The organism is Croceitalea sp. MTPC5 (genome assembly GCF_036985505.1).
Taxonomy (GTDB): Bacteria; Bacteroidota; Bacteroidia; order Flavobacteriales; family Flavobacteriaceae; genus Croceitalea.
Genome location: NZ_BTGQ01000003.1, coordinates 264,952 through 277,623, shown reverse-complemented (window position 1 = coordinate 277,623; position 12,672 = coordinate 264,952). Strand labels below are relative to the sequence as shown.

14 protein-coding genes are annotated in these 12,672 nt (G+C 39.0%); 4 read left to right on the top strand and 10 right to left on the bottom strand.

What is annotated here, in order from left to right; translation table 11 throughout:
- Positions 1–30 precede the first annotated feature (30 nt).
- Together AACM45_RS11230 and AACM45_RS11225 are read left to right on the top strand one after the other, a co-directional pair.
- Complete coding sequence (locus AACM45_RS11230; RefSeq protein WP_339142727.1) at positions 31–1,179, top strand: sensor histidine kinase; 1,149 nt, start codon at positions 31–33, stop codon at positions 1,177–1,179.
- Position 1,180: 1 nt separating this feature from the next.
- Entirely contained in the window at positions 1,181–1,531 is a 351-nt protein-coding gene (locus tag AACM45_RS11225) for a hypothetical protein (protein WP_339142725.1), read from the top strand.
- Here AACM45_RS11225 and AACM45_RS11220 read toward each other — a convergent pair.
- Together AACM45_RS11220 and greA are read right to left on the bottom strand one after the other, a co-directional pair.
- Positions 1,524–1,916, bottom strand: coding sequence for an HIT family protein (locus tag AACM45_RS11220; RefSeq protein WP_339142724.1), 393 nt, complete (start codon positions 1,914–1,916; stop codon positions 1,524–1,526). The two genes, AACM45_RS11225 and AACM45_RS11220, sit on opposite strands and share 8 nt — an antisense overlap.
- A 69-nt stretch (positions 1,917–1,985) precedes the next feature.
- Positions 1,986–2,462: a transcription elongation factor GreA gene (greA, locus tag AACM45_RS11215; protein ID WP_339142722.1), complete on the bottom strand. Its 477-nt coding sequence runs from the start codon at positions 2,460–2,462 to the stop codon at positions 1,986–1,988.
- Between the two features lie 173 nt (positions 2,463–2,635).
- Between greA and AACM45_RS11210 the strand changes: the two genes are divergently transcribed.
- Positions 2,636–3,073, top strand: a complete 438-nt coding sequence (locus tag AACM45_RS11210) for a Rieske (2Fe-2S) protein (RefSeq protein ID WP_339142720.1) — start codon at positions 2,636–2,638, stop codon at positions 3,071–3,073.
- 1 nt (position 3,074) lies between these two features.
- On the opposite strand, the gene AACM45_RS11205 is transcribed toward AACM45_RS11210, so the two are convergent.
- The 6 genes from AACM45_RS11205 to AACM45_RS11185 all read right to left on the bottom strand — a co-directional run bounded on the left by AACM45_RS11205 (position 3,075) and on the right by AACM45_RS11185 (position 8,260).
- Positions 3,075–4,058, bottom strand: a complete 984-nt coding sequence (locus tag AACM45_RS11205) for a Gfo/Idh/MocA family protein (RefSeq protein WP_339142719.1) — start codon at positions 4,056–4,058, stop codon at positions 3,075–3,077.
- Between the two features lie 21 nt (positions 4,059–4,079).
- Entirely contained in the window at positions 4,080–4,985 is a 906-nt protein-coding gene (locus AACM45_RS11200; protein WP_339142718.1) for an ABC transporter substrate-binding protein, read from the bottom strand.
- A gap of 4 nt (positions 4,986–4,989) precedes the next feature.
- Positions 4,990–7,146 carry a TonB-dependent receptor gene (locus AACM45_RS11195; protein WP_339142717.1) on the bottom strand — a complete coding sequence of 719 codons (2,157 nt, stop codon included), beginning with the start codon at positions 7,144–7,146 and terminating at the stop codon, positions 4,990–4,992.
- A gap of 60 nt (positions 7,147–7,206) precedes the next feature.
- Positions 7,207–7,371, bottom strand: coding sequence for a hypothetical protein (locus AACM45_RS20395; protein ID WP_445227728.1), 165 nt, complete (start codon positions 7,369–7,371; stop codon positions 7,207–7,209).
- 75 nt (positions 7,372–7,446) lie between these two features.
- Entirely contained in the window at positions 7,447–7,761 is a 315-nt protein-coding gene (locus AACM45_RS11190) for a hypothetical protein (RefSeq protein ID WP_339142716.1), read from the bottom strand.
- A gap of 289 nt (positions 7,762–8,050) precedes the next feature.
- On the bottom strand, positions 8,051–8,260 hold the full coding sequence (locus AACM45_RS11185; RefSeq protein WP_339142715.1) for a hypothetical protein: 210 nt from the start codon (positions 8,258–8,260) through the stop codon (positions 8,051–8,053).
- Positions 8,261–8,421: 161 nt separating this feature from the next.
- Here AACM45_RS11185 and AACM45_RS11180 point away from each other — a divergent pair, with 161 nt between their 5' ends.
- Positions 8,422–10,881: an ATP-binding protein gene (locus AACM45_RS11180; RefSeq protein ID WP_339142714.1), complete on the top strand. Its 2,460-nt coding sequence runs from the start codon at positions 8,422–8,424 to the stop codon at positions 10,879–10,881.
- Here AACM45_RS11180 and AACM45_RS11175 read toward each other — a convergent pair.
- Positions 10,856–12,211, bottom strand: a complete 1,356-nt coding sequence (locus AACM45_RS11175) for a sigma-54-dependent transcriptional regulator (protein WP_339142713.1) — start codon at positions 12,209–12,211, stop codon at positions 10,856–10,858. The genes AACM45_RS11180 and AACM45_RS11175 overlap by 26 nt on opposite strands.
- 113 nt (positions 12,212–12,324) lie before the next feature.
- The gene (locus AACM45_RS11170) at positions 12,325–12,624 is read right to left on the bottom strand and encodes a hypothetical protein (RefSeq protein WP_339142712.1); all 300 of its coding nucleotides are present in this window, start codon (positions 12,622–12,624) and stop codon (positions 12,325–12,327) included.
- Positions 12,625–12,672 lie beyond the last annotated feature (48 nt).

Below are 12,672 nucleotides of genomic sequence, written 5' to 3'. Positions count from 1 at the left end.
ACGTTATCTTTGATAGCAATACGTATTTTAATGAAATTCAACCCTAAAAGGCGAACTTCAAATATCATCCTACTGATTTCGGCTTTTGTCATTGTCAGCCTAATCCTCTGGAACACAAATATCTTCTTTGAAAAATTCAAGCAGGAAGAACGGTTGAAAATTGAAAATTGGGCCGCGGCCCAAGCAGAGATCGACAACGCCCCTGTAGATGTGGAACTGGGCAACCTACCCGTTCAAATTCTACAGAACAATACGACCACCCCAATGATCTTGGTCAATAAGAATGGATCCGTAAAAACGCATAACATTCCCCCAGATGGCATACAAGACTCTATGCAGCTGCAACGTACGATTAAGAAATTCAAAAACGAAAATGAACCGATTCCAATGACCTATAAGGGTGAGGAACTCGCGATGTTGTATTACGGAAATTCCGAAGTATTGAATAAATTGAAATATTACCCCATTGCCCTATTACTTATTATATTTTTATTTGGGGCCGTTATATTCTTCTTCTTTAAAACCAATAAGGCTTCTGAACAGAACAAGCTATGGGCCGGTATGGCGAAGGAGACTGCCCACCAAATAGGCACACCCCTTACTTCTTTATTGGGCTGGAACGAAATTTTGAAGTCAGAAAAAATCAGTCCTGAAATCACCAAAGAGATTGAAAAGGATATTGACCGTCTTCAAACGATTACAGAGCGTTTTTCAAAAGTGGGTTCGGTACCTGAGCTTGCTTTGCACGACATTGTATCAGAAACTGAAAAGGCATATCAATACCTGAAACGAAGAAGTTCGAAACTCATCCATTTCACCTTTGGTTCTGACATTGAAAAACTACCGGTCTTGCTAAACCCGGCGTTATACAATTGGAGTATCGAAAATCTGGTCAAAAATGGTATCGATGCCATGAAAGGCAAAGGCAACATCGCCATTCATATTGAAAAAAACGGAAACCTGGTCCATATCCTTATTTCAGATACCGGACATGGTATTTCAAAAAGTGATTACCAAACCATTTTCAACCCTGGTGTGACAACTAAGAAAAGAGGTTGGGGGCTCGGCCTGTCTTTGGTTAAAAGGATAATTGAGGAATACCATAAAGGTAGGATCAAAGTTCTTACTTCCAGTAAAGAAGGCACTATTATGCAAATTTCATTAAAAGCAGTCGATTAACATGGCAAAGCAAAAAATGGTCGTAATCAAAGAAGCGGATATTACCAACAATTGTCCGGAATGTTTTAATCAAGAACTGAAATTATCGTTCTATCAAAAACATACCTACAACGCCTTATTCAAAAAGACGACAAATGAGGTAACCCATGAAATCAAGTGCAAAAAATGCTTTTCAATGATTTATCCCGTGAACTGGACCCCAGATATTGAACGTGTTTTTGAGTATTATAATAAACTAGTGACCCCGGCGAAAACGGCAATCAAATTCACCTCACTATTTTTTATCCTTCTCATGGTCGTGTTAATCATCGCTGCGGTGGTAGCCTATCTTTTTCTTGAGGGCATCATTTAAGCTGCGCCCTAATCCGTTCCGCAACGGTTTCAAATTCTTCTTTAGTATGGCTTGCTTTATGTTGAAATGTCGCGTCTTGCATCGATTGAAGCGGTATCAAATGTACATGTACATGGGGTACTTCGAGACCAATAACCGTCATTCCCACCCGTTTGCAATCGATTGAGGCCTCAATTGCCTTGGCCACTTTTCTGCTAAAGGCCATTAAACCGGTATAAGTGGCCTCATCTAAATCGAAGATTTTATCCACTTCCTTTTTAGGTATACATAATGTATGCCCCTTAGCATTCGGATTGATATCTAAAAAAGCAAAGAAATTAGCATCTTCCGCAATCTTGTAACATGGAATTTCTCCGTTAATGATTTTGGTAAAAATACTTGCCATTGCCCTTGGTTAAACTAGATGATCCTAATGAAAATTTAATCAGGATTAAATATACTGTTTTTGCCTATCCTATGATCTGGTGATTTCTAAAATATCAAATTTCATGGTGCCGTTAGGTACCGTAATCTCTGCTACATCGCCCACCGATTTTCCTAATAACCCCTTACCTATGGGGGAATTGACTGAGATCTTACCTGCCTTTAAGTCCGCTTCGCTCTCTGCCACTAAGGTATACTTCATTTCCATACCGTTGGTCTGGTTTTTTAACTTAACGGTAGATAGCACTAATACCTTTGTGGTATCCAATTGTGATTCGTCTATTAAACGGGCATTGGCAAGGGTTTCCTCCATTTTGGAAATTTTCATTTCAAGCAGCCCTTGGGCCTCTTTGGCCGCATCATATTCTGCATTTTCAGACAGGTCGCCTTTATCACGAGCCTCGGCAATTGCCTGTGAGGCCTTGGGGCGTTCTACATCCCTTAATTGATCTAATTCTTCCCGTAAGTTTTTCAATCCTTCTTTGGTATAATAAGATACTTTACTCATGGTCATACTATTTTGGGCAGTATGACGTTTGAAGGGCAATGTATCTTCATGATGTCACACTGTTATTTTAATTGAAAAAATCCTCTGCTAAGCCTATATACTGTTATAGTTTTAGCGAGGATTTAACGCAAAGATATATAATTTTTAATGATTTTTACAGGAAATTCCCACTTATGAAGCTACGGTTATCATTGATTTTCTTGGTGTTATGCCTGTCTTGCGAAAATGACCCCACAAATCGGAATCCCTTCTTACAAGAGGTAGGTTTTAATTTTGAAGTCAATTTGAACTTACCGCTCTACACCAATTTGAACAATATTGGCAACCCGGTCTATATTGATAATGCCAACGTTGGTACCCGCGGTGCTTTTGTAATGAAAACAAGCCTGGATTCTTTCTTTGCTTTTGAAGCGAGTTGCCCAAATCACGTACCCAACGCTTGTTCTACCATGACCATTGATGGACAAAATGTAGTTTGTTCTTGTGAAGACTTCACGTATAGCTTGTTTACCGGACAATTATTGGACCGCCCCGATGACGGTAATCGCTATTATGACCTGTTATTTTACAATACTAGGGTAAGCGGAAATTCCATCATTATTTCCAATTAAATCAAATAGTACCCAGTATTTTATCCATTACCCAACTGGTATGCAAGCCAGAAGCCCCGGTGGAAGGATGTACAAACCCTCCATTCAAGTGTTTTTTCATATTGGCCACGTGGTATTGATGTAGGTGTCTTGGGTGTGCTATCGACAACGACTCATTCTTGGTTTCTGATTGCAGTTCAATGGGAAGCTCATCTAAAACCGAAAATCGAATTACTCCTTTAGACCCAAATAGCTCTACCTTATCTTCACGTTCTTGTACGCCAAAAACCCAACTGCCCTCACCTGTTGTTCCATTTTCATGTATCCAACTACCCGTTATGGCGTCGTAAGCGGAATACAAGCCCTGTTGGTTTATTGCAAAACCACTTGCATCTTTAATAGCACCTAGTAGAAATGTAAATAGATCAAGTCCATGACTTGCCAAATCGTCAAAGTAGCCCCCAGCAGCAATACGCTTGTCGGTACGCCAGTTGTATTCACCACTCAGATCCATTGGGCTGGCACTTCTGCTTTTGTACCAACGTACATGGCGTACCGCACCAATATATCCATTATCAAGCCATTCTTTCACCTTTAAAAACCTAGGCAATGATCTTCGATAATAGGCGATAAAAAGCGGAAGCTTCTTTTCTTGGAATGCCTGGTAGATTTCTAAACTGTCGTTATAGTTAGGTGCCATTGGCTTTTCAATACAGCAGGGTTTGCCTACCCTTGCGACTTGAAGTCCATAAAATTTATGGGTATCTGGTGGCGTTGCAATATAAACGGCATCTATGTTGGGGTTTTCAATTATCTCAGAAGCATTATCGGTAGAGAATGGTACCTGATGCCTTTTTGCATAATCTTGGGCCTTTTCAAAATCTCTACGCATCACCCCGTGCAACTCAAAACCCTCTGTCAAGTTATAGGCAGGACCACTTTTGACTTCGGTAACATTGCCACAACCAATAATTCCCCAACGTAATACCCCTAAATTTTTTGACATGAAGTGAAATTATGGAAATAATCAAAGTAAACCTTCAAAAACCAGATCTTGGTATTGTAATTGAGCAGTTTCGAACTTGGTCTCGTACAGCCAGTTTAAAAAGGCTTTTACTTCTTCTTTATCTAAAATTCCCCAGTTGGTTTCATCACCATAATAACGATTTGAGAATTTTTGGCTTTCCAATACGTCAATATCCTTATCGCCTTTAGCCAAAAAAGGCTTGATGCTATCTACCGCATAATCAGGATTATCCTTGGCATATAAAAAACCCTTTTTAGTGGCCTTGAGAAAGGACCGGTACATGGATTCATGGCTATGAACGCTATTTTTACCGGCCATGATAACCGGAGAGTATCCGTACGGGATTGCATAATCGGCCATTTTGAACGTATTGAGTGCTATTTTCCTTGACGAGGCATGTACCCCTTCCCAATTCATAAAAATCCAGGTGGCGTCATATTTACCGGTAAGTAAGGTTTCCCATATTCCCAATTTTTTAGGATTGACCAGCTCTAAAGCCCCAACACCACCATCATTCTTAATCATCTGCTTGACAATCCCATCTTCATATCTGGCGTTGTACGACGCATAGACCTTATCATCCAAATCTTTTGGGGAGTTGATCCCAGAATCTTTCAATGCTACTATCGCGCTAATATCCTCCCTAAAAATCGATGCAATGGCCACGGCATGAAACTTTTGCATTTTGGTATTATAGCTTATTATGCTCTCAAACGGACATAGTGCCAATTCGGCCATTTCCAATTCCACCTTTTTTGCCGGGGTCAGGGCATAATTATCCATGTCTGGCGTAAGCAGTTCCACTTCAAGGCCTTGTTCTTCGTAAAAGCCTTTCTTTTGAGCTACATAAAAACCACTATGATTGGTATTTGCCGTCCAATCCAAAGCCATTCGCATTCTTTTCATGGCACTAGAAGTTTAAGGTTGCCCCTACTAAAAAGTTTATCCCCGCCTGAGGATAGAAAAACGATTCCCCAAAAAATACATAGCCATTGTTCTCATACTCCAAATCAAAAACATTGTTTACCTGACCTGTAAATACAATGGATTTCAATATAGGGATATCGCTTAATCGGTATTGGACGTTAATGTCGTTTACGAAATAAGCCTCAATAGGATTTGAATTTGTATTGGTGATAAATTGCTCCCCAACATATTTAGAGAACAGACTGGCACTGAATGCCTCTGAGACATTAAACGTAATTACGTTGCCAGCGACCAACCCAGGGGAGAACGAGATATCGGTATTACCAAGATTTGTGAATCCGCCATTGTTATCTTCGACTAAAAAGTCACTGTTTTTATTGGTGCTTATGGCAAGGTTCGGTCTAAGTTGCCATTTGTTCAAAGTTATTGCAGCGTCAATTTCCAATCCTAGGCGATAACTATTACCGCTGTTCTGACGAATTGGAAAACCTACCTCATCCAATTGTCCGGTCAAGACCAACTGGTTTTCAAAATCAAGATAATAGACATTGGTATTTAATTGAAATTGAGGGGAAACATAGCGCCAACCCAATTCAAAATCATTCAGGCTCTCTGGCTCTGGATCACCCGTTTCGAAATCTACACGAGCGGGTTCGCGATTTGCACGGGCATATGAAAAATAAATGTTGTTTTTATTGTTTGGGCGATAGGTAAGACCGGCTTTCGGATTGAAAAAGGTATAGTTTTCATCTACATCTAAAAATCCGCTTGGGTCAAAGAGTTCGCCAGAGGCTTCATAATCAATGTTGCGAAGTTGTAGATCACCGAACAATGAAAGTTTTTCATTTAGTTGATAGGTTGCCTTGGTGTAGATATTAAAGTCTTTTTTATCGCTCACATTGCTGAAAAATCGAAAAGGGATACTTGGCAATTGGGCAAATTCAGCCACGGTAACATCACCAAACTGCTCGCCATCATATCTATTGAAGCCCCCACCCAAAACTATATTCCATTTCGTATCTGTATAATTTAGGCTAAATACGGTACCATAAAAATCACTGTTTAAAAATCGTTCCGTAACGAGGTCAGAACGTTCAATGGTCTCACCATTAGATTCAAAACTGGGCAATCGATAAAAGGCCAAATCACCATTGAAAAAGCTTGGGTCTGACTCGATATATTGCTCAAAAAATCCGCGACCATAGGTGTAATGAAAAGAAATGTTACCGACCCAGTTCTCGTCAAACCTTTGAGTTATATGTAGCTGATAGTGATCTTGTTTATAGTTGTCGGTTTGCCGATCATAGAACTGTACATTACCATCGCCATCTAAAAAGAGGCCATCATCATTAAATCTTCTATCTTCGGCCAAGCGTGCTTCGTTCAAGCCAAAAAAAGCAAGACCGGTAATTTCTTCCCCACCAAATACCAGTGCCTTGATAAGGGTATTATCATCTTTATAGACCCCATCTAAAAAATAGGAGCTCAAATCAGAAAAAGCACGATCTACATAGCCATCAGATTCAATTCTTGAAAGTCTTCCTGAAAAAGCAAAATGGTTGTTTAAAAGTCCCGTGCCAAAACGCACGGTATGTTTTCTTGAATTAAAACTGCCAAAACTATTTGAAATCTGTGCAAAGGCCTCTTCAGAATAATTATCGGTCAATATATTAACACTTGCCCCAAATGCCCCAGCACCATTGGTAGAAGTACCTACGCCTCGTTGCACTTGAATATTCTCTATTGAGGAAGCAAAGTCTTGTAGGTTCACAAAAAAAGTGGTCTGACTATCGGCATCGTTATAGGGAATACCGTTAATGGTGACATTAATACGTGAATTATCGGCTCCTCGAATTCGAAAATCCGTATAACCAATACCCGTACCGTCAAAGGTGGTGGAGACTACCGATGGCAAATAGTTTAAAAGCACGGGAATATCTTGCCCAAGATTTACTTTTTGAATTGCCGTCTTGTCTAAATTGGTAAATGTTACAGGTACCTTATCAGTGGCCCTAGAGGCGGACACCACAACTTCGTCAAGGTCGATTTTTTTGTTTTTTAAAGAATCCGTTTGTTGCTGTGCGCTTAATGACAATGACCATGTCACGAAAAGGAAAAAAGCGAAAATAGATGGTTTCATTCGTAAAATTTTACGAATAAAAGGGGCTATTATTCTGGTTGTTAATTGATTTTTGTTGTTCTAGCTTTTTAAATGGCCAGTTTGACAACTATAAAAGTACCGAATGGCGATCATCGCCTCCCTTGGCAGCATTACCTGCCCAGGTTCGTTGGGTGTAATCTCAGCCTGTTTTACAAGCACCCCTTTGAGATAAGGCAAATGTAATACAGTGATAGCTTCTTTCATAGTAAAAAAAGAAAATATTCGAACGTATGAAAACGTTCAAAACCATCCCTAAATGGGTAAGCTAAAATTTAATGGCTACGGTTTCTTGAACCAGATACCATTGGCATCTATATACACCGTTCTACGTGTGCCACTCTGTAGCACCATAACCAACTTAAACTGACTCTTGTTATTTTTATAGACCGCAGCTAATTTTGAAGTAGGGTATTGTTTTAAAATCTCTTCAACAACCTTAGGTGTTAGTTCACTGGAATCTACTTTTTTGAAATCATCTTCAATGCTGCGTTCAACTTGAAAAGCTATTTCAAAGTCATTCGCGTTTACACTTGCTGTCATGGTAATAGCCACAAACATGGTAAAAAGAACCTGTCGTCTGATATTTTTGTTCATACCTTTTTTTTTAGGTAATTAGATACGGACGTTCGCTTTGCATGGATGTTACCTACTTGGTTTTTTATGAATAATTAAGAAAAAAGGCTGCGTTTGCAGCCTTTATCAACCTTTCTACATTAAATTTCATGGGGTCGACTCCATCAAACTTCATTTGAAATTATTTGCCATGTAGCAGGCTTAGGATAATATATGGTTAGTGTCGCATAGCATTATCCCTGTTTTTTTAAAAAGGGCCGCAATTGAACGACGCGGCCCTTTCAACCAATCAACCAACCAAACTGGACCGCTATAAATGCGCCCCAGTGTTTTTGCGCTCTAAATATTTTACCCCTTTCAACCCAGGGTCTACTATTTTATCATCAACGGTAACCTCTTTTCTTATGTTCATGGATTTTTCCATATCCGTTTGTTCCACATTCTTGGTGAGATGGGCATCAAGCATCCAGAATACTAGGGTCAGTAATCCAAAAATTCCCGATTTTACCATGTCACTCATTTGTTCCCTGTTTTACTATTATGACACAGGTATTTTTAAAAAGTCACATGACCCCTAGAAAATCACACTTTTTATGTATTTAGATTGGTATTAACAGTTTTTTTATATCCGCTTTTCGATATCACACGTAACTACTATGGTGGGGTGCCAATCTGTAGGTTATGAAAGACAAGTCTAGAAAAAGGTTCACGGTAAAAATAATCGTAAGCTATTCCGTTTTGGCACTTTTAGCGCTTTTGGCAAGTATTTTCATTTATACCGAAATCACGAAATATACTTCATCTGAAATATTGGAGGGGAACGAAGGAAAATTATTGCGAACCAGTTCTTTTTTAACGGAGATCTATAAGTCTGAAAATCTTTCAAAACTGGTGCAACAGCACTACGGTAGAAAAAGTCTTAAAAATTATACCCGAAAAATAGACTCCCTTCTTTTAGAAATAGATACGCTAAAAGTTAATTCGCAAAATACCGTCCAAAAACAATTACTGGACAGTGTTCGACTGCTATTACGACAAAAGGTGGCTAATGTTTCAGAGCTTCGCAGTCTAAGACAGAAAAACGACAAGAGTGGCTCTATAGATTCCCTTTTGCAAAAATTCAATAAAATAGCCCTATCCGTAGGGCAAATCACCCCTGAATCTTTTGTTTCAAATTTCGATGAATTACCAAAAAGAAGTCAAGAAGTGCTAAAGGACTATGTTTCCTATCTTAACAAGAACATTCCCAACCAATCGAAACCCGGAAGCAATGCCAAAAAAATAGATTCCATCCTATCCGCCTCTAAGGCGATTTTATCCGAAGCAAAAATTCAAAGCGAGAAAACAAAGTATGATCTAAGTAAAAAAGAGCGAGAGCTGTATCAAGCTGATATTGAACTGTCACAAAAGCTACAGCGAATTATCTCTGCAATTGATAACGAGATCACAGCGAATACGTTAAAAAGCAAAAAACAAAAAAAAGAGGCCCTTACCAAAAGTATATATTTAGCTGGATTTACTGCCCTTATCGGACTTTTGGTGGTCATCTTGTTTACATTTTTAATCCATAAGGATTTTTGGAAAATCGAGAGCTACAAAATGAAATTGGAAGCCGAGAAAAAATTTTCGGAATCGGTATTAAAAAGTAGGGAGCGGTTGATTGCCACGGTAGGGCATGATCTTAAAACCCCGTTGACCACTATTTTAGGTTATTCAGAACTAATGGCTACCACAACCTTAAACGGAACCCAACGGACCTATGTGAATACCATAAAATCCGCATCAACTTATGTGGAAGCTCTGGTCAATGACCTATTGGATTTTTCAGAAATAGAAGCTGGTAAAATAACCCTAGACTGCAAACCTTTCAGGATTGACAAATTGATTCGCGAGATTACCGAACACCTAGGTAAAATTCACAACAAAGATGAAGTGGTGGTTCATTTGGATATCTCAAAAAAACTGCATAAGACCATTATTGGCAATCCTCTTAGGGTCAGACAAATATTAAACAACCTCATCGGCAACGCCCTAAAATTTACCGAGAAAGGCTCCGTCACCATTCAAGCAACCGTAATCAAAGAAAATCAGATTTGTGTCTCCATAATCGATACTGGTATTGGAATCGCAAAAGAAAGACAAGAGCTTATTTTCAACGAGTTTTCACAAGCAGAGGAAACTATTGGAAAAAAGTATGGTGGCCATGGTCTTGGTCTGACCATCTCGAAAAAACTGAGCGAACTTTTGAAAGGCCGAATAGCGCTACAAAGTAAATTGGGTGAAGGTAGTACTTTTCAACTCTACCTACCCTTGGTCTTTGCTACAGAGGGCAATCATATAGCGAGTAAAAATACCATAGACCCAACAACTATTTCACTTCTTATCATTGATGATGACCCCTCTTTATTGGGCCTATTGAAAGAGTTGTGCAAAACCGAGGGGATAGTACCCCATACTTTTTCAGATTTCAAAGAAATCAAAAAAAATAAAGCCCTTGATTACCATGCAGTGCTTACCGACATTCAAATGCCCTTGACTGACGGGTTTAAGGTGTTGAAAAAATTACAATCTGGAGACTATACGCATTACAGGCGGCAACCGATTCTTGCCATGACCGGGCAGACGAATATTGACGAAAACGAGTACCTTTTAAAAGGGTTTGCCGATGTACTCAAAAAACCCTTTTCTAAAGCGCTTTTTCTAGAAAAAATTCAAGCGTGTATCACGGCTAATGGTGGGGTAAAGAAAAATGCCGATTCACCCGAACCAAGGTCGCTTGCTACAGAACAACCTATTTTCTGTTTAAAAGGTTTAGTATCTTTTTTAGATAATGACTATGGGGTACTTAATGAAATAATCGCCACATTCTTAGCGGATACCAAAAAAAACATGGAGAAACTTTCAGATGCGGTCAGCACTGAAAACATTGAACAAGTGAACGAAATAGCCCATCGTATGTTACCGATGTTCCGTCAATTGAAGGCATCTAATGCTGTCTATGACTTAGAAAAATTAGAGACCATTCAAAAAAAGCAATCAAAAAAAATACAGGAGGTATTTAATTCACTTAAGAACTATGTTACGGAATTGGATAATGCCTTGACTAACCAAATCTTTACAAATCGAGATTGTAATGGTTGATTCTATTGTACAGTGTTTTTCTGGTAATCTTTAATAATGCAGCGGCCTTGGATTTATTGAAATTGGTCGTCTTCAATGCTTTTAGGATCTGTTGTTTCTCATAGTTCGATTTCGAGAATAGACTTAAGGTTTCATTTTCGGGCGTTACGGTTTCAACGACCTCTTTTGGTAAGGCACCTGTCTCTATATATTCGCCCGAAGAAAGTAATACCGCCCGCTTTATTACATTTTTGAGTTCCCTCAAGTTACCCGGCCAATCGTATTTTTGAAAAAGAAGTATCGTCTCGTCTGTAAACCCCTTAATTTCTTTATTGAGATTATTGTTTGCTTTTTTCAAAAAATGGTCTGCAAACAACATCAAATCTTCAAAACGTTCCCGCAAGGGTGGTATCGCTATGGAAAACTCATTCAGTCTATGATAGAGATCTTCCCTAAAACCGTTTTCATGAACAGCTTCTTGTAAGTTCTCATTGGTGGCACTTATGATTCGAACATCAATCGAAATTTCGTCGGTACCCCCTACTTTTTTGATTTTTCTTTCTTGTATCGCCCTAAGCAGTTGCACCTGATTTCCATAACTAAGGTTCCCTATTTCATCTAAAAAAATCGTGCCTCCCTTGGCCGCTTCAAAATGGCCTACTTTATCTTTAACGGCACCGGTAAAACTACCCTTCACATGGCCAAAGAATTCACTCGTAGCCAATTCTTTTGGTATTGCACCACAATCTACCGCAACGAAGTTTTTATTTTTTCTGTTACTATTGCTATGTATTGCTTTTGCAGTTACTTCCTTTCCTGTACCGCTTTCACCGGTAATCAACACCGACATATCCGTAGGGGCCACTAATTGGATATACTCTTGAAGCTTTTTTGATTTTTCATTGATTCCCGTTAACACGGAATCTGAATCATCTTTATCCCCAATACGGACCGCACTGGGTACTATTCTATTCGCAAGTTTTTCCTTGGCGCCCTGCAATGATTGTTCAATGAGCATTAGAATTTCGTCGGGTGTAAATGGTTTTGAGATGTAATCGTCTGCTCCCTTTTTCATGGCGTCGACAGCTATACGAACTTCAGCGTGTCCCGTCATTAAAATTACCGGGGTGCCCGGCTTCGCGATCTTTATTTCTTGCAATACGTCAATCCCATTACTATCAGGTAGTCGAAAGTCTGACAAGATGATGTCAAAATCAATTTTCTTATAATTATCCCTAGCTGAGGTGGCGTTAGGGCAAAAAGAGGTTTTAAAGCCTTTTTTTTCAAAAAAACGTTGTAACATTTTACCAAAGGCAATGTCATCTTCGATAATCAAGATTTTGGGGACCATGAATATAGCTTCGTACTATAAAGATACGTTTACAATGAGGCCCCATAGTTCTAAAATTATCATAAAAAAAGAGCTGTAAAACAGCTCTTTTTCCCAAAAATCCAGTACTACGACTACATATTAACCCAATTTCCTTCTGCATCGGCGTACAACGTACCCGTTGTACCATCTGATCCAGTAACCTCTAATTTGTATATATTTTCATCATTCATATAAGCTTTATTGACAGTTGCACCTGCATAGTCGGCCTCTAAAGCGTCCGTTACCGCAGAAGGTAGATCTGCAACGGCGATTTCCTTAAAGTCACTTACGAGTACTTCATCCATAATTCCATCGTATACCATAGGGGTTGAAGCTATTGCTACTGATAAACTACCAAGGGTCAATGCTGTCGCAAAAAATAATTTTTTCATTTTTCTTTATTTAGATTAAACTTTTATTTGATTAACCTAAAGGGAAAA

Bases quoted from the DNA above. Each gene is read 5' to 3' on its own strand.
- AACM45_RS11185 (WP_339142715.1), bottom strand. From the start codon at position 8,260: ATGAGTGACATGGTAAAATCGGGAATTTTTGGATTACTGACCCTAGTA.
- AACM45_RS20395 (WP_445227728.1), bottom strand. From the start codon at position 7,371: ATGAAAGAAGCTATCACTGTATTACATTTGCCTTATCTCAAAGGGGTG.
- AACM45_RS11225 (WP_339142725.1), top strand. From the start codon at position 1,181: ATGGCAAAGCAAAAAATGGTCGTAATCAAAGAAGCGGATATTACCAAC.
- AACM45_RS11195 (WP_339142717.1), bottom strand. From the start codon at position 7,146: ATGAAACCATCTATTTTCGCTTTTTTCCTTTTCGTGACATGGTCATTG.
- AACM45_RS11205 (WP_339142719.1), bottom strand. From the start codon at position 4,058: ATGTCAAAAAATTTAGGGGTATTACGTTGGGGAATTATTGGTTGTGGC.
- AACM45_RS11170 (WP_339142712.1), bottom strand. From the start codon at position 12,624: ATGAAAAAATTATTTTTTGCGACAGCATTGACCCTTGGTAGTTTATCA.
- AACM45_RS11180 (WP_339142714.1), top strand. From the start codon at position 8,422: ATGAAAGACAAGTCTAGAAAAAGGTTCACGGTAAAAATAATCGTAAGC.
- AACM45_RS11230 (WP_339142727.1), top strand. From the start codon at position 31: ATGAAATTCAACCCTAAAAGGCGAACTTCAAATATCATCCTACTGATT.
- AACM45_RS11190 (WP_339142716.1), bottom strand. From the start codon at position 7,761: ATGAACAAAAATATCAGACGACAGGTTCTTTTTACCATGTTTGTGGCT.
- AACM45_RS11200 (WP_339142718.1), bottom strand. From the start codon at position 4,985: ATGAAAAGAATGCGAATGGCTTTGGATTGGACGGCAAATACCAATCAT.
- AACM45_RS11175 (WP_339142713.1), bottom strand. From the start codon at position 12,211: ATGGTCCCCAAAATCTTGATTATCGAAGATGACATTGCCTTTGGTAAA.
- AACM45_RS11210 (WP_339142720.1), top strand. From the start codon at position 2,636: ATGAAGCTACGGTTATCATTGATTTTCTTGGTGTTATGCCTGTCTTGC.
- greA (WP_339142722.1), bottom strand. From the start codon at position 2,462: ATGAGTAAAGTATCTTATTATACCAAAGAAGGATTGAAAAACTTACGG.
- AACM45_RS11220 (WP_339142724.1), bottom strand. From the start codon at position 1,916: ATGGCAAGTATTTTTACCAAAATCATTAACGGAGAAATTCCATGTTAC.